Source organism: Lacticaseibacillus yichunensis (assembly GCF_003946405.1).
Classification (GTDB): Bacteria; Bacillota; Bacilli; order Lactobacillales; family Lactobacillaceae; genus Lacticaseibacillus; species Lacticaseibacillus yichunensis.
In genome coordinates, this window is record NZ_RHOG01000003.1 from 72,693 (window position 1) to 94,449 (window position 21,757).

Consider the following 21,757-nt stretch of genomic DNA (forward strand, 5'->3'; position numbering starts at 1 on the left):
CATCCGACGCCTTTTTGCGTTCAGCTCTGTTTTCCACTCGCCGCGGCGGCAATCTGTTACCGCGTTTCAATTGAGATGTGCCCGCAGAAATGTTAGCGTAGAGCTGATAAGAAAACTGGAGGCGTTTACAAATTGGCAAAAAATTGGTGGCAAGAAGCGGTCGTTTATCAGGTCTATCCGCGCTCTTTTCAAGACAGCAACAACGATGGCATCGGCGATCTGGAAGGGATTCGTCAGCGCCTGCCGTATATCAAAAAGCTCGGGGCAACGGTGATCTGGCTCAACCCGATCTACGCGTCGCCAAATGATGACAATGGCTATGACATCAGCGACTACGAGGCGATTCAGCCCGATTTTGGCACCATGGCGGACTTTGATCGCCTGCTGGCCGACGCCCACAAGCTCGGCTTGAAGATCATGATGGATCTGGTCGTCAATCACACATCCGATGAGCACCAGTGGTTCATCGAGAGCCGTAGCAGCAAGACCAGCCCGTACCGGGATTACTACATCTGGCGGGACCCGGTCGACGGGCATGCGCCAAATGACTGGGAAGCCGCATTTTCTGGCTCCGCATGGCAATTCGACGACGCGACGGGTCAATATTACCTGCATCTATTTTCCAAAAAGCAGCCCGATCTGAACTGGGCGAATTCGGCGGTGCGCACCAATGTATTCGACATGATGACGCGCTGGCTGGATAAGGGCGTCGATGGGTTTCGGATGGATGTCATCAATCTTATCTCGAAGCCGGATGATCTGACTGGCTTGACTGAGTGGCCGGCAAATGGGCCGCGGGAGCACGAATACCTTCAGGAAATGAACGCGAAGGTGCTCCGCCATTTCGACTGCATCACGGTTGGCGAAACAGGCGGGGTGACGCCCGAAGACGCCTTGAAATACGCCGGGTTTGACAGCCACGAGCTGAACATGATCTTCCAGTTCCAGCACATGGACATCGGTCAGGATCCAAAGTTTGGCAAATGGGTCCAGCATCCGTTCTTGCTCAGCGAGCTCAAAGCAATCATGGCGCGCTGGCAAACAGAGCTGAACGGCAAGGCTTGGAACTCGCTGTACTGGAACAATCACGACCAGCCGCGGGTAGTGTCACGTTTTGGCAACGATGAAGGCGACTTCCGCGTGCTTTCGGCGAAGATGCTCGGCGCTGTGCTTCATTTCATGCAGGGCACGCCGTACATTTATCAAGGCGAAGAGCTCGGCATGACCAACGTCCACAGCTTCAACTCGATCGAGGATTATCGCGACATCGAGACGTTGAACGCGTATCGCGAGCATGTTGAGGAAAAACGCGACCTGACGCATCCGCAAATGATGGCCGGGATTCACGCCGTCAGCCGCGACAACGCACGCACCCCGATGCAATGGGACGACAGCGTCAACGCCGGCTTCACTCGTGAAGGCATCGACCCGTGGATCGCGGTCAACGCGAACTACACGGACATCAACGCCGAGAACCAAGTCGACGACCCGGATTCTGTTTTCGCCTTCTATCAGAAGATGAACGCCCTGCGCAAACAATACGACATCATCACATACGGCGATTTCACGCCACTTGACCCGGACGACGAGCAGACCTGGAGTTACACCCGCCACCTGAATGGGCAAACGCTTCTGCTCACCGCCAACTTCACGGCGCAACCGGTGACCTTGGCGCGGGCAAAAGGCGAAGGCAAACTGCTGCTGAGCAACTATGCCGGTGATCAAGGGGAAATACTGCGGCCGTATGAAGTGAAAGTTTATTTGAAATAGGGTGCGAAGGTGCGCGTTTATGGTCGTGCAGCTAGTTTGGCCCAGACGCTTGGGGCAGGTCTGAGTCCCGAGTGACTGGGTCAACTAGATGCCTCAGACCTGCCGCGCGGCGCCCAACTGCAAGTGCGGCGGCCCGCGAGCTGCTTCGCCTGCCTCAGCTCAAAAGTGGTGCACACGGTCAAATCCGTCTGCGCCACTTTTTGCGTCCTTCCGCAGCTATTTTATAAGCCCCGTATACACCTGCAAAAAAAGGCAGAAATATGTAATCGGTTTCCGCTATAATGAGCAGGTAGAAGCCGCCTCGAGCGGGTCGATCTTTTCACTGAAGGAGTATGATCATGACACACTATATTGGAATTGCAGGCACAAACGCGGTGCATTCGACCAATCGCCAGCTGATTGCCTACATGAAGCAGCATTTTGCGGACCAAGCAACGATCGACATCGCCGAGATCGGCGGCTGGCCGTTGTTCATGAAAAATCCGGGCAAAAAGTTGCCCGCCCAGGTGACCGCATTGGCCAAGCAGATCGAAGAGGCGGACGGCGTGATCATCGCCACCCCCGAATATGACCACGCGGTGCCGGCTGTTTTGAGCTCGGCCCTGGCCTGGTTGTCGTATGGCATCGATCCGCTGGCCGGCAAGCCGGTGATGATCGTTGGCGCGTCATATGGCTCCCTAGGCACCTCGCGCGCGCAGGCTCAATTGCGCCAGATCCTCGATTCACCGGAAGTGCGTGCCAGCGTGATGCCGAGCTCCGAATTTTTAGTCGGCCATTCCTTGGATGCCTTTGATGAAAATGGTGACCTCAAGGATCCACAATTGGTCGCGCCGCTGGATGTGTTGTTCAAGGAGTTTGGCGTGTTTGGCAAGATCACCCAGGAGCTCGTCGGGTCCCTGGCAGCCATCAAGAAGCAAGCCAGCTCTGTTGATTGGGTCAAAGATTAGGAGGAACGTCATGAAATTAGTTGCGATTGCCGGCTCCATTGCCGAAGAATCTTTTAACCGCCAGCTCCTTGTGTTTGCGGCCAATCAATATGCGGCCCAGGCGGACATTGAAGTATTGAACATCAACGACGTACCTGTTTTCAACCAGGACGAGGACACCGGCGCAAACGCCGCGGTGTTGTACCTGGCGCGCAAGATCGAGCAGGCAGACGGCGTGATCTTCGCTACGCCAGAACATAACCACACCTTAGCCCCAGCCATGAAAAATATTATCGAGTGGCTGTCCAACAAGCTGCACCCCCTGGCCAACAAGCCGGTCCTGATTCTTGGCGCATCCTGGCATGATCAAGGCTCCTCGCGCGCCCAGTTGTCCCTGCGGCAAGTGCTTGAAGCCCCGGGTGTCGGCGCCTTGGTGATGCCCGGCGACGAATTTTTGCTGGCCAATGCCAAGGATGCGTTTGATGAGTTGGGCAACCTGAAGGACCAACGCACCGTCGCGTTTTTAGGTACGGTGATCACGAAGTTCGTCAAGTGGGTCCATGTGCTGGCGGCGATGCAGGAGAAAAAAGCGGCCCAGCCTTGGCTGCAAGAGGATCTCACTGGCCACCATCCGGTCGATACCTCGATCGACATTCCGCGCAGCGACGATTGGGTCGAGCAAGGCGCAGCCAAGACCGGTGCGGTCAATGGCGACAAATATGTCGAGCTCGATCGCGGGCTTTTGACGGTCGATCAGCTGAACTGGTTCCTCAACTCCATGCCGATGGAATTAACCTACATGGATGACAACGACCAATTCATCTATTACAACCATGCCCTGGATCATGATGACATGTTGGCGCCACGGTATCCAAAACAGGTCGGGGACATGGCCTCTGAAGTGCACCCACCACGTGCCGTTGCCCATGTGCAGCAGGTGATCTGGGCGCTTCGCCAACATCAGACCGACTTGGTGTCCATGCCGGTGCCAGGCAACAAGGTCAATGAAAAATACATCATGCATTTTTACCGTGCCATGCGCGACGCCGACGATCGGTATCGCGGTGTGAACGAATGGGTGCTAGACATTTGGCCGATCATCGCGGACTACCTCAAGCGGACGGGCCAAAAACTTGTGCAGGATCCAAGCCACAAAGCGGATGCGACAACAGGGGCTTCTCAAGCCGGCGCCGCTGCCAAGCCAGATGCCTCAACGGGTGCTTCCGAATCAGCCAGCACGCCAGCCGCAACGCCGACGCCGGATGCTTCGACCGGCGCGTCCGAGTCCAGCGCGACCCCAACACCAACGCCGGATGCCTCAACCGGAGCCTCTGAATCCGGTTCCGATACGGCGGCCGACGCGTCGACGAGTGCTTCCAAGACCGACGCCTCGACGGGGGCAAGTGAATCCGTCCCGACGCCTGTTTTTCCAGATGCCGTGACCGGCGCGACAGAGATCTGATTCTAATGTAAATAAAAACCACGCCTGACTTTGGACGTGGTTTTTTGATTCTAGGAAAGCGAGGTCGATACTGCCTAAAATTCGACAGTCGATTCCTGATTTTTCACGGTGACATCCGCCTCGCTGAAAGTCAGGGCGAAGAAGGTCCCGTGTGCCGCGTATTTTGCCGTCTGCGGGAACGCAGCCATGTATTGCGCGAGTTGGGCCTCATCCGGCGTGATGCCATTGATCTTGGCGGCGCGGACCCGCACGACATCGTTGGTCTCGCCGATCGGCAGGGTGGTGAAGGCGGCGGCGTCATGTGCGGCAAATTCCGCGACCTTGTTGGCATTGCCCGCCGTCATGAACAGCAAGGTGTTCGCCTCTTTCAAATACGTGTACAAGACGATGCGGACATCTGGCGCGCTGCCATCCGTGGTCAAGCTGGCAACGGCGACCTGGCCGGATTCTGTCAAAATACGTTGTGCTTCTGTTTTTGCGTCCATAAGAAGGACCTCCATTTCTGTGTTCCCCTTCATTGTAGCCAGGCCTGCAAGCGCTTTTCAAGCCGCATCGCGATTTTGGTATAAAAGTGCGGACAAAGCTTGCAAGCCGGCCGCGTCTTGCTACAATAAAGCAGAAATCGAAAGCGCTTTATTGGAGGACAAAAATGACGACAACATTGCACGACACGGCGCGGTTCACCCACCTGCCGCTGGGCGCGATTCACCCGGCCGGCTGGCTCAGAGACCAGCTGCGCATTCAGGCAAACGGCTTGACTGGCGGCCTTGAAGATCACTGGGACGATGTGAAAAATAGTGCCTGGAAGGGTGGCGACGGTGAGGATTGGGAGCGCGGCCCGTATTATCTCGATGGCCTGGTGCCACTGGCTTATTTGCTCAACGACGAAAAGCTGATCGCCAAGGTTCAACCATGGATCGAATGGATCTTGAATAGTCAGAGTGAAGACGGCTTCTTTGGCCCCGCCACCAATGACGACTGGTGGCCGCGGATGGTTGCTTTGAAAGTGCTGATTCAGTATCAGGAAGCCACCGGCGACGCGCGGGTCGTGCCCCTGATGACCAAGTACGCGCATTATCATCTGGCGCATACTGAGGAATGGCCGCTGACTAATTGGGGCGAGGCGCGCGGCTGGGATGAGATCATGAGCCTGCTTTGGCTGTATGGCAAGACGGAGGACGACCAACTTCTCGACTTGATCGCGATCTTGCGCAAGCAGACAGCTGACTGGGCCGATCTGTACAAGAATTTTCCGTTCCGCCGCTACACCCGCTTTTTCTCGCACCAAAATCATGTCGTGAACGTCGCGATGTCGCTGAAGAGTTATGCGCTGGCCTATGAACTGGATGGCGATGCGCAGGCCAAAGCCGATTTTGAAAATGCGTGGGCGACGCTTCAGACTTATCACGGCCAGCTCCATGGCCTGTTTTCCGGCGATGAATGGCTGTCCGGTACCGATCCCACGCAGGGCACCGAATTATGCTCGATCGTCGAGGCAATGTTCTCGTTTGAGACGTTGACCGCTGTTTTTGGCGACAGCAGTCTCGGCGACCGCCTCGAGCGCCTGGCCTTCAACGCACTGCCTGCCACTATCAGTCGCGACTGGACCGCCCATCAGTATGATCAACAGGTCAACCAAGTCCGCGCCGATGTTGCCCATCGCAATTGGACGCAAAATGATGACCACGCGAACACCTTTGGCCTGGAGCCGCATTTTGGCTGCTGTCTGGCCAACATGCATCAGGGTTGGCCAAAATTCGTGGCGAGCACCTGGCTCAAGGACAACGATGGCCTCGTGTGCGTCTCGCCAGTGCCGGCCACGGTGCAAGATGGCGCGCGCAAGATCGATGTCACCAGCAATTATCCCTTCACGCTGGGCGCAAGTTTCGCTGTGACCACCGAGGCGCCGTTCATCTTCAAACTGCGCGTGCCGACCTGGGCGACGGGCACGACCTTGACCGTCAATGGTGAGGCACGGCCGCTGACCCCGCAAGACGGCTACCTGGTGCTCACCGTCCAAGATGGCGACCAGCTGACCCTGGCATTTGGCGCAGATGTCCGCTTTGCGCCGCGCGCCAATCGTGCCACCGGGGTTTTGTACGGCCCGCTACTATTTGCCTTGCCGATCAAGGAACACTGGCAGCGCCTCTTTGGCAACCAGCCGTATCCGGATTTTGGCCTGACCCCGGAATCCGAGTGGCGCTATGGCCTGTCCACCCATGCCAAGTTTGAGGTCGTGGAAAATTCGGCGGCGTCACTCGTCAATGGCCAGGTCTTTGACAGCCTGCATTCGCCGATCAGCCTGCGCACCACGGGCTGGCGCCTCAACAATTGGGACATGCGCGGCAACTCCGCGGACGAACCGCCGTACAACGTGGATGCAGGCGAGGCGACCGCACTTGAGCTGGTCCCTTATGGCGGCGCCAAACTGCGCATCGCGGAATTTCCGACGATCGATCCGCGGCCTTAAACGAAACACCGGCACGCCCCAGGCCGCACTTGACTCACCCAGTTGAATCAACTTGTTGGCCGCTGTGCTAGGAACCAGCGCGCCCTCCCCGTTATACTTTGCTTACAAGCAAAGTATAACGGGGAGGGCTTTTTATGTGGATCGGGTTGCTTTACGCGGTGGTTATCGTCGTCTGCAATGCCCTTGGCGCGATCTCTGGCATGGGCGGCGGGGTGATCATCAAGCCAGTCTTCGACGTGATCGGCTATGACAGCGTCGCCTCAGTCTCATTTCTGTCGACCGTGGCGGTATTCACCATGTCGATCGTCTCGACCATCAGCCAAGTCAGCCATGGCGTCCGGCTTCAGCTGAAAATGATCCTCTGGCTGGCGATCGAGGCGCTGGCCGGCGGGCTACTGGGGGAGCGTGCCCTCACCAGTTTGTTGGCAGCGCTTGGCGATGCCCCGGTGCTCGCCATTCAGATCACGCTCACCATTTTGACCATTTTGTTTGCGCTGCTCAATTCCGTTTACCACTGGGGAACGCTGGCGCTGCGAGGCGCCGCGTGGGTCATCCTGTGCGGCATTGTCCTCGGGTTTTTGGCGAGCTTGCTCGGCATCGGCGGGGGGCCGATCAACGTGGCGTTATTGATGCTTCTGTTCAGCATGCCGATCAAGGCCGCCACGGTGTATTCCATCGCCACCATTTTTTTCTCCCGATTGGCGAAATTGGTCTCGATCGCGGTGGCTGGCCGGCTGGGCGACTTCGACCTGGGTATGCTGTGGTTTATTGTCCCAGCGGCGATCGTCGGTGGTTTGCTTGGCGCGCATTTCAGCCATGTGCTAAGCCCGGCCAAGGTCACGCGCGTCTTTCAGCTAATGCTGGTCGCGGTGATCGTGATCAACTTGTATAACGGTGTGATGCTGGTGGTGCGGTGACCACGCCAACCATTGCACGTAAAAAGAGGCGCAGACGGAAAAATCGGTCTGCGCCTCATTGATTCTCACGAGCCTTACAAAACAGAGATCTGCGAGTTCACATCATAGCGGTCGGTCTTCAAGATGTCGGCCCCAGCGGCTGGCTTGCCGATCGCGATGGCCATCACAGGCACGAAGCGCTTCGGGTCAAGGCCCACTGCGGGGATGATCTTCTTGAAGTCGTAGCCGGACCACGCGTTGGCCTCATAGCCATGTGCCCGGGCCGCCAACAGGAGCTGCATGCCCACCATGGAGCCGTCGATCGTCGCGTCCAAGGTCAAAAATTCTGGCGAGGCATTTTCGTACAGTGGCAGGAAGGAGTTGAAGATCTGGTCCAATTTTTCCTTCGAGATCTTGCCGGCTTCATAGACCTTGGTCCAGACGTCGCGGTAGACCTTGTGCGATTGCGTGTCGCCGGCGATATAAATGATCGCCGAGCTGGAGTCGACTTGCGGGTAGTTGAACTTCATCGCCGCCTGCTTGAGTTTCTCCTTGGCTTCCGGCGTGTCGATGATGACAAAATGCCAGGACTGCAAGTTGCACGCAGATGGCGCGGTGGTCGCTTCTTGGATCATCGCGGTCAATTCGGCGCGGTCGATGGTCACGCTTGGGTCAAATTCGCGGACCGAATGGCGGTTGAGCATCACGTCTGCAAAATCATTGTTCTTAAATTCTTCTGTCAAAAGAATGCCTCCCTTTGCAAGCTACTGCCGATGGGGACGGTCCATATTCGCCGCCCGTTATGTTCAGTTTATCACCAATGAAACCGGTGTCAATTGGTCTTGCGACCCAACTCGTGCCCAGCCCCAGTCACAGAATCTCAAGTTGATCGGCCGTCAAAGTCTGTGCCAGTGCCTCACATCCCGGCGTCTCCAAATACAAAAAGGCAGTGGTGGCGAGATCATCTTGTTGCGCCAAATAGCGGCCGCCACTGCGCCAGCCCAGCGACTGAAGTGTCACCCGCAGCCCCATTGTGAAGCGAATCGCGTCGGCCAGATGCCAGCGATACAGGCCAAACCGCGGCTGACTTTGATACAGGCCATCTGGTTTGATCACCTGAGGCAGCCCGAGAAAAGGCGTCGAATAGCGCCCGTATTCACCGGCGGGTTGTTCGAAGTTCCAGGCGCCGCCAAAATAGTCCTCAGTGCCGGTGCCACAGATCGTCGGAAATTCTCGATCCTCATCGAGGTAGAACTTCATTTCGCCTTCTCCCCACCAGCCCGTGCTGTGGGATTCATATGCCAAGTACGTCCCGACATACTGCCCGCGCCCGCTGATCTGCGGCACCAGTTCGTGCAGCGTTTTTGCAGGCAAGGGGTCACTGCGGCGCCAGGTCGCGTGAAAATAAAGCGTGTCAGCCGGCACTTCCTCAAGTGTGTAGTCGACCTGGTAGTAAAGCGGAAATTCCCGGTCGCCCAAATTGATCAGCTGAATGCGCGCATTTTTGCGAAACGGCATTGCCCAGTAACAATTCATTCCGCCGGCCGGATTGACCGCAACGGCCATGGAATTGACGTTGCACCGCTGGCCCCAGCCTTCGCAAAAAAAATCGCCAAGTGGCACGTTCACGGCCGGGACAGCGGCATCGTCCCAGAAAAACTGCAGCACCGTTTCGCGCCAGACTTCAGGTGGGCAGGTGAGCCAGATGTGGCGAATCACACCCGGTCCGGTGATCGCTCCGACCAATTGCGTCGCGCCCGGTTCGACCATCACGGAAGGCGAGACCTTCCAGCCAACGCCGAGCTCGCGGGCAGCCGAAGCACCTGTGCCAGTGGTGGCGCGCCCGCCGCATCCCGGCTCCCCTGTCGGATTTTCCGCAGAAAGGGAGCGTGAGCGCGCCTCGTGCCAGCGACTCGCATCTGTCAACAATGACATCCTTTTTCCTCCTATGAGACCGTTTTCATCTATATCATCCGACTTTGGCGTCCAAACACAAGTCTCAGTTTTGCGACGTGAGCATACAACCGCCGTTAAACCTCGCTACACCGGCGTTTTGAAAAAGACTACCCAACCTGCAAGCGCTGTCGTAGACTCGAGCTGACAAGACAAATTAGGAGGAGACCCAATGAAGACGCTGTTTTTGATCAACCATTCGCACACGGATATCGGCTACACCGACCGCCAGGAAGATATCGCCTTGCAGCACGTCGAGTTCATTCGCCAGGCGATGGCGATCATCGACCAGGAACTCAAGGCAAATGGGCACACAGATTTCGTTTGGACCTGTGAAAATTACTGGCAGGTGCAGAACTTTTTTAGCGAAGCGACCGACGCCGAAAAACGCCGCTTCGATGAGTATGTCGAGCGCGGCTACATCGACGTGTCGCTCAACGCCTTCAACATGACCGAGTTGGTGGATAAAGACGTGTTGACGGATGTGCTCGGCGAAGGGCGCGCCTGGGCGAACACGCTGGAGCGCAAATTGGATTCCGGCATGGCCTGTGACGTCAACGGGTTTGGTTGGGCCTATGCCGACGCCTTGCTGGACAATCAGATCGACAATTTCTTTACCTGCGTGCACGGCCATCACGGCACCCCGCCGCTGTTTGAGGACCAGGTGCCGTTTTGGTGGCAAACCGCGGATGGCCGCAAGCTCCTCGTTTGGAACGGGACGCATTACCAGTTTGGCGACGAGCTGTACATCATTCCCGGCGGCCAAATGAGTTACCTGATCTCCGATGAACATAACGGCGACATCACTTCGCCTCAGATGCCGATCGCGCACGACCGTATTTTTAACTACTTCGAGGCGTTGGCGGCGCGCGGGTATGCCTATGATTTCGCGCCGGCCATGATCTCCGGCTATGTTTCCGATAACGCCGGGCCAAATGAGGCGCTGCTGGCTTCGATCGCGGCATGGAACGCGCAATATGGCGATGAGATCCGCATTCAGCTGATCGGCCTCAACCAATTTTTCGCGTATCTGCGCAGTCAGGACCTAAGCGCCTTGCCAACATACAGGGGCGATTGGAACGACTGGTGGGCCGATGGGGTGGGCTCGACGCCGGCCGCCACGAAGATCTACCGCAACGCCCAGCGCCGGTATCATGTGGGGCAATTGCTCGCGACTCCAGCTGAAAAACAGCTTCCAACGGCGGCCGCGATTCGCCATCAATTGATGCTGTATGCCGAACACACTTGGGGCTATTCGTCCTCCGTTTCCGAGCCATGGAACACGATGGTCAACGAGCTCTCGTTTCGCAAGGCGGCGTTTGCCACGCAGGCCTCGGTGTTGGCCAATAACTACCTCAACCAGCAGCTGCTTTACGACTACCACATGGCGACCCCGCGCGCCAATCGCCATAAGACGTACAAGGTGATCAATCCGCATGACCGCGCCGTCGACGTGCCGGCCGTGCTGAATTTCGAGTATCCGGAGCTGCTGGAGGGCCACCGGATGTGCGACGCGCTTCTGCCGTATCTGGAGGTGGTGGATCTCCAGACGGGCGCCACGGTCCCGCGCCAGATCGCAGGCACCCCGCGCGCCTATGAGGTGACCATCACCGCGCATCTCGCGCCAAAAGAGACTCGCCGTTACGCGATCAGGCTCGGGAAAAACGCGGCAGTCGACTCCCGCTATCTGGGCTTTGCCCGCGGCACAGAAGGGGTCCGCGATATTGCGCATCCCGGCGTGGCCAGTGACCTGGTCATTGAGACCGACGACTATGAATACCGGCTGGATGGCACGATCGGCATCGCCTCACTCACCGACAAGTCGACGGGCCGCTCGCTGTTACGCGAGGATGCACTGGCGCCTGCATTCTACGGCGTGTATGAAGTGACCCCGGTGAAAACTGATCCATGTAACGAGCGCCGGCGGATGGGCCGCAACCGCAAAGGCAATGGCGTTCAGCGCAGCCTTTCGCAGCTGACCGACATCCGCACCATCGCGGATGGCCCGGTCTATCAGACGGTCGTCCTCGATTTTTCCCTGACAGGCACCCAGCTTTATTCGGTGCAACTCAAATTCTACAAGCACCTCCCGCTGATTCAGACCTCGGTGCGCGTCCATAAAGACAGTACATGGGCGCCGGAAAACCTGTACGTCTCCTTGCCGTTTGCGGCGACCAGCGATCTTTATGCGGAAAAGATCGACCAGCTCTTTCGCCCGGCGATCGACCAGCTGCCAGGCACCAACGCCGATTTCTGGGCGCTGGACTCGGGTTTTCTCTATCGCGATGAAGCAGGGAAAACACTCGGCGTTTGCCCGCAGGATACGCCGCTCATCACCTTGGGCAGCCTACGCCCACACCAGATCGAGTTGGCCGGCCCTGACACCGCGGCGAAAAATCACGAGCAGGTCTTCGCTTGGCTCATGAACAATTTCTGGGAGACCAATTTCAACGTCGACCTCGCCGGCTTCTACGAATTCGAATTCGACCTCTTCACCGCCACAACCACCGACCTCGACGATGCGCAGGCCGCACTGCGGACGCAGGCACAAGGCGTGGTGACAATTGCGACGAATGAAAAGGGTGCGTAGCCGAGCGCTTAGGGGTGGGCAGATAGTGCGGCCTGGGCGTTTGATGGCGTTCTTTGCCATCAGGCGTCTGGGACGACTATCTGTCCCGCCCCTGCTCGGCGAAGCCCAACTAAGGGTGCGTAGGCCCGCGGGACGGTCGAGCAGATAGTCGAGCCGCCCCGATTGCACGCAAAAAGGCGCAGATCACCATCGCTGCGCCTTTCTTGTGGCTAGCAAATCTATCCGACCTACTAGACACAGCTCAAACCGCCAGATCCACTTAAAACGGTTCCGCCTCATGCCCATCGCTGGCAAAGTCCAAGATAAACCGATAGCGGTCCGCCGCATAATAACAATCACTATACTCGCGGTAATTTCCACTGGCACTGGCCACCACGCGTTGGCGACGAAGCAGCGGCCGGGCGTTTTTGAACCCGAAGATCGCGCGCAGTCCGGCATCTTCGTCCAGCGCCGTGATCTCTTCGCGCTGGACTTGAGGTGAGAGCGCCTCGCCGCGCAAAAAAGCATAAAATGAATGACCGCCGTTGAGACTTTGGCGTAAACGCCCAACAGAAAGCGCTTCTGCGGTAAAATAAGTCTGAAACAAGGCGACCATGCCGTCCGCGTCGAACACATGGCGCGTCAGGCACCACAGCGCCGTTCCAACTGGCACCTGAAGTCGCGCCGCCAGCCGTGCATCCGCATACGCTGGATTGAGCGTGAAGCGGGTCTGTTTTTCCGCGGCGAAGCGTTCCTGAATGAATCCGGTCGGCGGGGCGATCACCGTCGCGGCCGGCACCGGATTCTGCGCACTGGCTACCGTCGCGCTTGCTCCGCGACGTTTCTGTACAGATTCGGCGGCGATCAGGACGCCAATCGCCTTGCGCACGGTGATGCGACTGACCGCATAATGCGCCGCCAGGACTTCCTCCGCGGGCAGTGGACTGCCAGGCGCCCATTCGCCGGCCTGAATGCGGCGCGTGAGATCGATCGCGACTTGTTGGTATAGGGGAGCTTGCGAGTTTGCCATAGACGGCCTCCATGCCCCGATTCTATCACGGATTAAGGAGAGAAAACTATTGAAGCAATATATCTTATTTGACGTTGGTGGCACCGGCATCAAGGGCAACACCTTCAGCGAAGACGGGCAGTTCGGCTGGACGCAGCCAAAACACTATGCGGCCAAATCAGACCTGCCAACAGACGCGTTGCTCGCGCATTTTGCCGACCTGATCTGTGATGTCGTCGACGCCAGTGGCATCGCGCCCGCCGATATCGCGGGGCTCGCCTCGTCTTTTCCCGGCCCCTTCGACTATGCGGCGGGGAAGAGTTTGATGCACGGCCGGCGCAAATACGACAGCTTGTATGGCGTCGATCTCAAAGCGGCATTTGGCCAGGTGCTCGCCGATCATTACGGCGTGCACGTGCCGGTGTTGTTTGAAAATGACGCCACCGCATTTGGCCGCGGCGAATACGCGATGCGGCCGGACCGAGCCAGCAAGCGCGGGATGTACATCACGCTGGGCACCGGCACCGGGTCGTGCTTCATCATCGACGGCCAGGTGCTCACCGACGCCCAATACGGTTTGAACGACGAGGGGATGCTGTACCCGGTGCCGTTCAAAGATGACGTGATCGATGATTGGCTGTGTAACCAAGGCCTGATGCGGTTTGCCAAGGCCGCCGGAAGCGACGCAAGCGATGGTGCCGCGTTGGCTGGCCGCGCCGAAGCCGGTGACCCCATGGCCCAACAGGCGTTCCGCGATTTTGGGGCCGCGATTCAAGACGCGCTTTTACCATTTGTGTCGCGCTTTGCCCCAGATGACCTCGCGATCGGCGGCGGCGTCTCCGCTGGCTTTGGGCTGTTTGAACCGGGCCTGCCCGAGCTCCAGGCGCAGGTTCCGGTCCGCAAGAGTGCCCAGACGAGCCTGAGTACCATGCGCGGTCTGGTCGCCATTTTGGAAGACGCACATGACTGAAAAACAGGCAGTGGCCGGACTTCATCCGGGCGTGCCGTATGACCGCGACCCGCAGATCGAGGCAGCCGGCCACGTCGAAACAGGCACCGCCGCCATCGTGGCCGCCCTTCAACACGACCGCCTCAGTCGCCACGCCAAGCGCATCGTGATCGACTGCTTCCCCGGCGTGGACCAGCAGGCGATCCGCCAACTCGCTGAAGCCACCTGGCCAAACGCTGAGGTCGTTAACGCCGACGACTTCGCCATTGCCCCAGCCGAATTGACCGCGCAACTCGCCCAGCAGCTCACCGATGACCGCGTCTTTGGCCGGCTGTCGCATCAAGTCTTCGCCGATTTTTTCCCGGAGACGACCCGCCAAGAAGTGAAAACACGTCTCGACGCCAGCGACCGTCAGATCGTGGTGATTGGATGCGCCGCCAGCCTCTTTGTCGACCAGCCGGACCTGCTCCTCTACGCCGACATCACCCGCTGGCAGCTCCAACTGCGCCTGCGCGCCGGCCAACCGAATTGGCACGCGACCAACGGCGACGAAGACATGCTCCGCAAATATAAGCGCGGTTATTTCTTCGAATGGCGCCTCGGCGACCGGCAGCGCAACGCCGACATGCCGCGCCTGAACTGGTACCTCGACACCACCGCTCGCGACGCCCCGCGCCTCGCATCTGCCGCGACCTTGGCCGCCTGCCTGGACACCGCCGCACACCGCCCATTTCGGCTCGTGCCGTATTTTGACCAAAGCGTTTGGGGCGGCCAGTGGATGAAGCAGCAATTTGCCCTCGACCCAACCGTGCCCAATTACGGCTGGGCGTTTGACGGCGTGCCCGAGGAAAATAGTCTGAAGTTCGCCCTCACCGGCGGCTTTCTTCGCGTGCCGGCCATCGCCCTGGTGCACCAACGACCGATGCAACTGTTAGGGGCGCTGGTCCAAGCCCGCTTTGGCAACGAATTCCCGCTTCGCTTCGATTACCTGGACACCATGGGCGGTGGCAACCTCAGCCTCCAGGTCCACCCGCGTATCGATTATATCCAAGACAAATTTGGCATGACTTACACCCAAAGTGAGAGTTACTACATTCTCGAAGCGGGGGAAGGCGCCAGCGTCTATCTCGGGGTGAAAAATGGCTGCGAGAAGGGGCCACTTTTTGCGGCGCTCCATGCCGCCCAGGAAACCGGGCAGCCTTTTGATGACACAAAATTCATCAACCGTTTTCCGGCCCATCGCGGGGATCATTTTTCCATTCCGGCAGGGACGATTCACAGCGGCGGCGCCAATACCGTGATTCTTGAGATCTCCCAGACGCCGTATATTTTCACCTTCAAGCTCTGGGATTGGGGCCGCATCGGCTTGGACGGCCGGCCGCGGCCCGTTCACCTGGCGCATGGCGAGGCCAACGCGAACATGGCCTTTGATGAAGACTTCGCCCGCCGCGAGCTGATCGATCCGAGTGAACCGGTCGTAAGCGGGGATGGCCACCAAGAGGAGCACACCGGGCTGCAGGCCCTTGAGTTCATCGAGACCCGGCGCCATCACTTGGCCGCCCAGCCGAGCACGATCGACGCGCACCACGGGGTGAACATGTTGAACCTGGTTTCGGGCACGGCCATTCGCGTCGAGTCCCTGACGGATGAGTTTCCTGCCCAAACGTATCATTTCGGCGAGACCTTCATCGTCCCGGCCACGATCGGTGCGTACCGCGTGGTCAATTTGACGCCAACGGAACCAGCCATCTTGATGCAAGCTTTTGTGAGGGAACAACGATGACAAAACGCACACGGACATTACACGCCTTGGGCACCCGCATCAACCTGACCGTTTTTGGGGAGCAAGACGATGCGGCGCTTGAGGCAGCCGCCGTCCTGATTCAAAAAGAAGAGGATCGCCTCACCGTGAATCGGCCGCAATCGGAAGTGATGGCGGTCAATCATGCGGCGGGGGAAAAGGGCGTCGCTGTCTCCAGCGCGACCTATGACTTGATCGATCAGGCCGTGGCCGCCAGTCGGGAGAATTTTGGCTTCAACGCCTTGATCGGGCCGCTGGTCAAACGCTGGAAGATCGGCTTTGCAGGTGCGCATGTCCCGGCGCCCAAGGAGATCGCTGAAGGCCTGGCGTTGAGCCACCCGGATGGCGTCAAGCTGGATGCGGCGACGCAGACCGTGCGCCTGAACACCGCCGGCATGGAGCTGGATCTGGGCGGCATCGCCAAGGGCTTCATCGCCGATCAGATCAAGGCGCTGTGGCAGGCATATGGCGTGACCGTGGGCATCATCGATCTGGGCGGAAACCTTTTGACAGTCGGACGGTCGCCACGCCGCGAAGATGGCCAGTGGGTGATCAGCGTCCAGGATCCCGGTCGCGCGCGCAGCGTCGACCTGGGCACGACCATTTTGCCGGCTTGCTCCGCCGTGACCTCGGGCATTTATGAGCGCTTCTTGGTCAAAAATGGCGTGAAGTATCACCACCTGCTGGATCCGCGCACCGGCTGGCCGCTTCAGACCGACTTGGCCGGCGTCACCGTCTTCACGGCGACCTCGATTCAAGGGGAGCTGGAAGCCAAGCGCCTGTTTTTCGCCGGCCACGCCCCGGCGGACTGGCTCGCCGACCCGACGCATCTCGGGGCGGTCTTCGCCTACCAAGATGGCCGAAATGAGGCGCTTGGCTTGACGCTGGCGCGGTAATTTTCGGATAAAAGGCAAAAAAACAGCGAACTGGACAAAAATCCGTTCGCTGTTTTTGTCTACCTGTCGGAATTTAACGGCGGCTGCCTCAATCAGCGGTGCCAGGCCATCTCTAATATTGGCTCCCCTTGATCCACCGTTCGCCCGCTCACGTGAAAACCGTGATGCAGGTAAAAATCGCCCGCACGTGAATTGGCCACATAGACTTCAAGCGCCAAACGCGCATGGACCGCTTGGCAGGCCGCCATCAGCATGCCGCCAATGCCGCGGTCGCGCCACGTTGCGTCAACAAATAGCCCAGCCAGAAAGTCGCCTTGAAGCCCGGCAAAGCCGATGATCGCTGGACCGTTTTTGGCGACGATCAATTCCGCCTCGCCCAGCGCCTCGCGCACGGCGGGGACATTGGCCTGCCAGTAATGCGGGTCGATGAAGCCATGGGCGTCGAGGTTGCTGGCGAGCCAGATCGACATCAATTGATCCAGTTCGGCCTCAGTTGGATTTTCCAGTGTCGTGATCTCAGTGGTCAATTTGTGGGGACTCCTTTTGTCAGTCGAGTTTAAGCACCAATTCTAGCACATGGCGCGCCGCCGTTTCCAGCTGCTCGCGGGTCAAGTCGCCGGACGCCAGCGCCGCAATCAAGTTGCCTGCCTCGCCATCCGGCATCTTCAGATCATTGCCGGCCGCGATCTCTTTGGCGTGAAACGCCCGGTTCCACCAATCCGTCATGACCAGCCCGTCAAAGCCCCATTCGCCGCGCAGCACATCGTTCAACAGCTCGCCATTTTGCGCGTTGAAGTTCTCGTTGAGCATGTTGTAGCTGGTCATCACCGCCCACGGTTGGGCCAGCTGAACGGCGATCTCAAACGGCCGCAGATAGATCTCGCGCAGTGCCCGTTCAGACACGCGTGAGTCGCTTTCGCCGCGATTTTCTTCCTTATTATTGCAGGCAAAATGCTTGATCGTCGCGCCGATATGTTGGTTCTGAATCCCAGTGATCTCAGCCGCCCCACACAGCCCATTTAAAAGCGGATCCTCGGAAAAATACTCAAAGTTGCGCCCGCAGCGCGGATCGCGATGGATATTCAGCGCCGGCGCCAGCCAGACCGCCAAATTATTTTCCTTCATCTCGCTGGCCATCGCGGCGCCAAATTCTTGAAGCAACGCCGGTTCAAACGTCGAAGCGAGTAGCGTCTCGCACGGCCAGGCAGTGGCGGACTGGCCAATATTGCGTTCGACCCGAATACCGCCAGGGCCATCCGCCGTCATTACTTCCGGAATCCCATGTTGCGGCAATCCGCCAAAGCCGCCGGTGTTGGAGACGCTTTGCTGGACATGAATGCCCGACACCAACGTCGCCAGTTCGCCATTCGTCATTTCACCGACCAGATCCGCCAGCGTGCCTCGACCTTCCGCAACATCCAGCAGATTGAGGCCAGCCTCGCTTGGATCATTCCAGTCTTCCGGCCGGTCCACCGGCTGAGGCGTCAGGCGCCGCGCCTGGGTCAGCGGTAGCGTCGCATCCAGCGGCACGCGAGAACTGCCATCATTGACGGCCGTCTTTTGCACGTTATCCGTCGGCAGGGCCTCGTAACTACCATCCGCCAAGAGCCGTTTTGCCAGCTGATGCGGGGTCACAAGGCTGGCCGCTTGGCGCACGATGCGGTCGGCGGGCTCACGGTGATGCCAATCCAGCGTTTCAACGTCCGCAACCGAGGTGCCCAGACTCAGCGCGTAATTACCGCGCTCCAGCACAAACGCGGATTTCGCGATCTTGCCGAGATCATCAAAGTTTGCGTGATCGTCCAAGTTGAAGCGAAGAAAAATCGTTTGCGCCTCGCCCGGCTGAAGCAGGCGCGTCTTTTGAAACGCGACGAGTTCCTTGGCCGGTTTGCCAAGCTGCCCCTGAGGCGCGGAAAGATACAATTGCAGCGTCTCTTTGCCGGCGCGGTCGCCTGTGTTCAGCACCGTTGCCGTCACCTGGAAACCGTCGGACGCTTCGGCCTGGCCGTCAGTGCCACCCACCTTTGAAATGGTCGTGACGCACGTGACAGCTTGCGGCGCAACACTGACGCCGCTGATCGCAAAATGGGTATAGGACAACCCAAAGCCGAAGGGATAATTGACCTGTTTTCGCGCAGCGGCAAAGGTCTCGAAATAGCGATAACCGACGAAGATATCCTCGGTGTAATCGACATAGTCGGGGGAGTCGGTGAAATGTGCGGCGCCCGGGTAGGCATCGTCGCGGCCGGCGAAGGTGTCGGGGAGCTTGCCACTCGGGGTCGCGTCGCCGATGAGCAGATCCGCCGCGGCCGGCCCGCCTTCTTCGCCGCCTTGCCACGCCAGGAGGACGGCCTGAATGCGCGTGTCGTCCTTGAACCAGTTGGTATCGACGACGCCACCGACATTCAAGACCACGATGACATGGGCAAAATTCGTCGTCGCCGCGGCCACCATGGCGTCCTCTTCCGGCGCCAGATAATAGTCGCCATCGCCGGGCTTGAGCTGGCGGTCATTGCCTTCGCCGGAAAAACGGCCGATCGTGATGATCGCAGTGTCGGTGAAGCGCGCCGCGGCCTCGACCAGCGCGCGATCCAGCGCCGGCTGCGTGGTGCGACCGACTTCAACATGCGCCGCCCGCTGCGCCTGCACACTTTCTCGGTAAAAATCGCTGAGTGGGGCAAACACGCTGAGTTGCCCGGCCGCCTCTTTTTCCGCAAGCCCGTCATAAAGGCCGTGCGCATAAGGGGCGACCACATCGGCACTGCCGCCGCCGCCTTTGACATAGTCGAATTGGTTGGTGCCAAACACCGCGACCTTGACCCCATCTGTCAGCGGTAAGGTATTGTCGTCATTCTTCAGCAGCACCATCCCCTCGCGCGCCAGACGCCTCGCCAGGTCCGCATGGGTCTTGGAGCTCGTGATTCGGGTACCGTTTGGGCCAAGTGTCGTGTTGGGATGATACTTGAGCCGCGTCCATTTTTTCATAGTATGTGTCCTTCCATCGCCAAATTTTCGCGTTCGCGTGAACGTTTTCATCTGTATTTTGGGCCAATGGGCGGAAAAGGCAAGGGGGCGGGGCAAGTTTTCGGCTGGTGCTGGGCAGAAAACTGAGCCAAAAAAATAGGCCATCGCTGACCTATCTGAATCTTGGCTGACCGATCCAGCACTAACGACGAAAAAAGACGATCACTAAACCTTTCCGGGGGACGTGACTAGCCCTGTAGACTAAGATCGTAACTTCGACCGCTGTTTCGGTTCTGCGCTCCAGATGAGGAGCCCTGTTGGCGCATGGGCCTCCTCAAATCTCAGATTACCATGGGTATCGAGGATTGAAAAGCACTTTTTGAGGATACCAACAAGTCATTTAAGAAATATAGACTCACTTTTAAACATAACAATGATTAAAATGGATGAAAAACATTTTGTGTTTAGGAGTCACACGGGGATTACTTTTAAAATAATTATTATATCATCTTTCCTTGAACTTTATCTCACGCTTTTTCTTTCCAAAGGATAACGTCTCGTGGTATCCTGATTAGGCAGAACAGTGAACGGCGGTCGGCAGTTTCAATCGGAAGGAGATGGTGCCTATGGGACCAACGAACGACTCTGACCGAAAGGAGGCGCCTGAGTGAGTGTCGCAGATTGCCTTGAACTACTCCTTCAGCTTGGTAGCTTTATCATCATGCTGATTGAGCTGGTTCATGGCCGAAGCAGCACAAGCAATAAAAAAGACCGTCACTAACCTGTTGGAGGGGCGTGATGGTCTCGTAATATTGTGATCATCGAAACTCCGGCCGCTTTTAACGGTTCTGTAGCTTCAGATGGGGGTCCGTGTTACCAGCACGGGCTCTTTTCTTATTCAGTATATCATGGCCCAGCCAATCTTGGGAAGGGCTTTGAACAGGGATCTCTCTGCTTTTGGTTTGTCACTCAAACCCCACGCTCTGCCCGGTCTCGGCTGCCTGGAAGATCGCGTCGATCAGGCGCAAGAGGCGCAGGACTTCCTCGTTTTTCACGATGCGCTCGGCGCCGTCCGTGATCACGTCATGGACATTGTCGTAGAAGCTCTCCGCAAGCGGCGTCCCGGCTGGCAGGGCGGCGTGGCGCACCGCATTTTCAGTCGGCGGGGCAATCGTTTTCGTCAGGCCGACGCCAGCTTTGATTGGGGCGGGCGCGGTCGTGTCCACGCCAGTCGCGATGACCTGCTCACCGGCCAGATCCCAGTCGATGATCTCGGCCGTGCCCCTGGTGCCCTTGACGTACCAGCGGGGCAGGGGGATGAAATTCGTGGTGCCGACTTCGACCACGCAGCGGATACCACTGGCAAAATCGAGTCGCACCGTGAAGCCATCGTCGCAGTCATTGCCCAAAATGGTGCTGGTCTCCGCAGTCACGCGGCTGATCGGTCCATCCAGCAAGAATAGCAGCTGGTCCAGCAAATGCACGCCCCAGTCGCGAATCATGCCGCCACCGTATTTGGCGTAATGCCGCCAATCGCCAGGGATTCCGTTGGCCCCATGCACGCGACTTTCGATGCGGAACACATCCCCGATCGAGTGGCTTTCAACGATCTCCGTGATCACGCGAAAATCGGGATCCCACCGCCGATTTTGATGCGTGAAAAATTCGCGGTGGGCGTCTTTTGCGACGGCGAGCACTTCCTCCAGTTCCGCCGGGCTCATCATCGCCGGTTTCTCCGAGATCACATGCTTGCCGGCGTTCAGCGCCTGAATCGCCAGCGGCTTGTGGCGGTCATTCGGCGTGGCGACCAGCACCAAGTCGATCTCTGGGTCGGCCAGCAGCGCGCCGTAACTCGGATACGACACGAAGCCATCATCGGCGATCGCTTGTTGGCGCGCCGGGTCAATGTCGAACGCGCCTTTCAGGTGAATGTGGGCGGCGTCGGGGATCAGTGCATGCGCATGATACGAGCCCATGCCGCCATACCCGACGATCGCCATCGTCAATTCTTTCATGAAAAAATGCCTCCAGTTGTCATTTCAATAGTAGAAAAAATGCGCGGACCTGGCTTATGCGTCGCGGTCCAAGCGCA

General features: G+C 58.3%; 17 protein-coding genes. 10 read left to right on the forward strand and 7 right to left on the reverse strand.

The window, feature by feature from the left end; translation table 11 throughout:
- Positions 1 to 132 precede the first annotated feature (132 nt).
- The 3 genes from EKM95_RS01965 to EKM95_RS01975 all read left to right on the forward strand — a co-directional run bounded on the left by EKM95_RS01965 (position 133) and on the right by EKM95_RS01975 (position 4,158).
- Positions 133 to 1,770: a glycoside hydrolase family 13 protein gene (locus tag EKM95_RS01965; RefSeq protein WP_125696154.1), complete on the forward strand. Its 1,638-nt coding sequence runs from the start codon at positions 133 to 135 to the stop codon at positions 1,768 to 1,770.
- 338 nt (positions 1,771 to 2,108) lie between these two features.
- Positions 2,109 to 2,717: an NADPH-dependent FMN reductase gene (locus EKM95_RS01970; RefSeq protein ID WP_125696155.1), complete on the forward strand. Its 609-nt coding sequence runs from the start codon at positions 2,109 to 2,111 to the stop codon at positions 2,715 to 2,717.
- Between the two features lie 10 nt (positions 2,718 to 2,727).
- Positions 2,728 to 4,158, forward strand: a complete 1,431-nt coding sequence (locus EKM95_RS01975; RefSeq protein WP_125696156.1) for an NADPH-dependent oxidoreductase — start codon at positions 2,728 to 2,730, stop codon at positions 4,156 to 4,158.
- Positions 4,159 to 4,232: 74 nt separating this feature from the next.
- Here EKM95_RS01975 and EKM95_RS01980 read toward each other — a convergent pair whose 3' ends face one another.
- Positions 4,233 to 4,643 (reverse strand): pyridoxamine 5'-phosphate oxidase family protein, encoded by a 411-nt coding sequence (locus tag EKM95_RS01980; protein WP_164510050.1) that lies wholly within the window; start codon positions 4,641 to 4,643, stop codon positions 4,233 to 4,235.
- 164 nt (positions 4,644 to 4,807) lie between these two features.
- On the opposite strand from EKM95_RS01980, the gene EKM95_RS01985 reads away from it, so the two are divergent.
- Positions 4,808 to 6,628 (forward strand): beta-L-arabinofuranosidase domain-containing protein, encoded by a 1,821-nt coding sequence (locus tag EKM95_RS01985; RefSeq protein WP_125696158.1) that lies wholly within the window; start codon positions 4,808 to 4,810, stop codon positions 6,626 to 6,628.
- Between the two features lie 134 nt (positions 6,629 to 6,762).
- Positions 6,763 to 7,545, forward strand: coding sequence for a sulfite exporter TauE/SafE family protein (locus EKM95_RS01990; RefSeq protein WP_125696159.1), 783 nt, complete (start codon positions 6,763 to 6,765; stop codon positions 7,543 to 7,545).
- Between the two features lie 74 nt (positions 7,546 to 7,619).
- Here the strand turns inward: EKM95_RS01990 and EKM95_RS01995 are convergent, their stop codons facing one another.
- Both EKM95_RS01995 and EKM95_RS02000 read right to left on the reverse strand, forming a co-directional pair.
- The gene (locus EKM95_RS01995) at positions 7,620 to 8,228 is read right to left on the reverse strand and encodes a nitroreductase family protein (protein ID WP_125696184.1); all 609 of its coding nucleotides are present in this window, start codon (positions 8,226 to 8,228) and stop codon (positions 7,620 to 7,622) included.
- 166 nt (positions 8,229 to 8,394) lie between these two features.
- Entirely contained in the window at positions 8,395 to 9,459 is a 1,065-nt protein-coding gene (locus tag EKM95_RS02000; protein ID WP_125696160.1) for a glycoside hydrolase family 172 protein, read from the reverse strand.
- 190 nt (positions 9,460 to 9,649) lie between these two features.
- Here EKM95_RS02000 and EKM95_RS02005 point away from each other — a divergent pair, with 190 nt between their 5' ends.
- Positions 9,650 to 12,067, forward strand: a complete 2,418-nt coding sequence (locus tag EKM95_RS02005; protein WP_125696161.1) for a glycoside hydrolase family 38 N-terminal domain-containing protein — start codon at positions 9,650 to 9,652, stop codon at positions 12,065 to 12,067.
- A gap of 259 nt (positions 12,068 to 12,326) precedes the next feature.
- Here EKM95_RS02005 and EKM95_RS02010 read toward each other — a convergent pair whose 3' ends face one another.
- Positions 12,327 to 13,076 carry a GntR family transcriptional regulator gene (locus tag EKM95_RS02010; protein ID WP_164510051.1) on the reverse strand — a complete coding sequence of 250 codons (750 nt, stop codon included), beginning with the start codon at positions 13,074 to 13,076 and terminating at the stop codon, positions 12,327 to 12,329.
- 49 nt (positions 13,077 to 13,125) lie between these two features.
- Here EKM95_RS02010 and EKM95_RS02015 point away from each other — a divergent pair, with 49 nt between their 5' ends.
- The 3 genes from EKM95_RS02015 to EKM95_RS02025 are packed head-to-tail and all read left to right on the forward strand — an operon-like array spanning position 13,126 to position 16,701.
- Positions 13,126 to 14,025, forward strand: coding sequence for an ROK family protein (locus EKM95_RS02015; RefSeq protein ID WP_164510052.1), 900 nt, complete (start codon positions 13,126 to 13,128; stop codon positions 14,023 to 14,025).
- Positions 14,018 to 15,787, forward strand: a complete 1,770-nt coding sequence (locus tag EKM95_RS02020) for a class I mannose-6-phosphate isomerase (protein ID WP_125696164.1) — start codon at positions 14,018 to 14,020, stop codon at positions 15,785 to 15,787. The genes EKM95_RS02015 and EKM95_RS02020 overlap by 8 nt, the downstream gene beginning before the upstream one ends.
- Positions 15,784 to 16,701, forward strand: a complete 918-nt coding sequence (locus EKM95_RS02025) for an FAD:protein FMN transferase (protein ID WP_125696165.1) — start codon at positions 15,784 to 15,786, stop codon at positions 16,699 to 16,701. Before EKM95_RS02020 ends, EKM95_RS02025 begins: the two co-directional genes overlap by 4 nt.
- Before the next feature lie 92 nt (positions 16,702 to 16,793).
- Here the strand turns inward: EKM95_RS02025 and EKM95_RS02030 are convergent, their stop codons facing one another.
- Together EKM95_RS02030 and EKM95_RS02035 are read right to left on the reverse strand one after the other, a co-directional pair.
- The gene (locus tag EKM95_RS02030; RefSeq protein ID WP_225423120.1) at positions 16,794 to 17,228 is read right to left on the reverse strand and encodes a GNAT family N-acetyltransferase; all 435 of its coding nucleotides are present in this window, start codon (positions 17,226 to 17,228) and stop codon (positions 16,794 to 16,796) included.
- Between the two features lie 19 nt (positions 17,229 to 17,247).
- Positions 17,248 to 19,686, reverse strand: a complete 2,439-nt coding sequence (locus EKM95_RS02035; protein ID WP_125696166.1) for a glycoside hydrolase family 3 protein — start codon at positions 19,684 to 19,686, stop codon at positions 17,248 to 17,250.
- A gap of 646 nt (positions 19,687 to 20,332) precedes the next feature.
- Here EKM95_RS02035 and EKM95_RS11960 point away from each other — a divergent pair.
- Entirely contained in the window at positions 20,333 to 20,446 is a 114-nt protein-coding gene (locus EKM95_RS11960; protein WP_225423122.1) for a putative holin-like toxin, read from the forward strand.
- A gap of 184 nt (positions 20,447 to 20,630) precedes the next feature.
- Here EKM95_RS11960 and EKM95_RS02040 read toward each other — a convergent pair whose 3' ends face one another.
- Positions 20,631 to 21,680: a Gfo/Idh/MocA family protein gene (locus tag EKM95_RS02040; RefSeq protein ID WP_125696167.1), complete on the reverse strand. Its 1,050-nt coding sequence runs from the start codon at positions 21,678 to 21,680 to the stop codon at positions 20,631 to 20,633.
- Positions 21,681 to 21,757 lie beyond the last annotated feature (77 nt).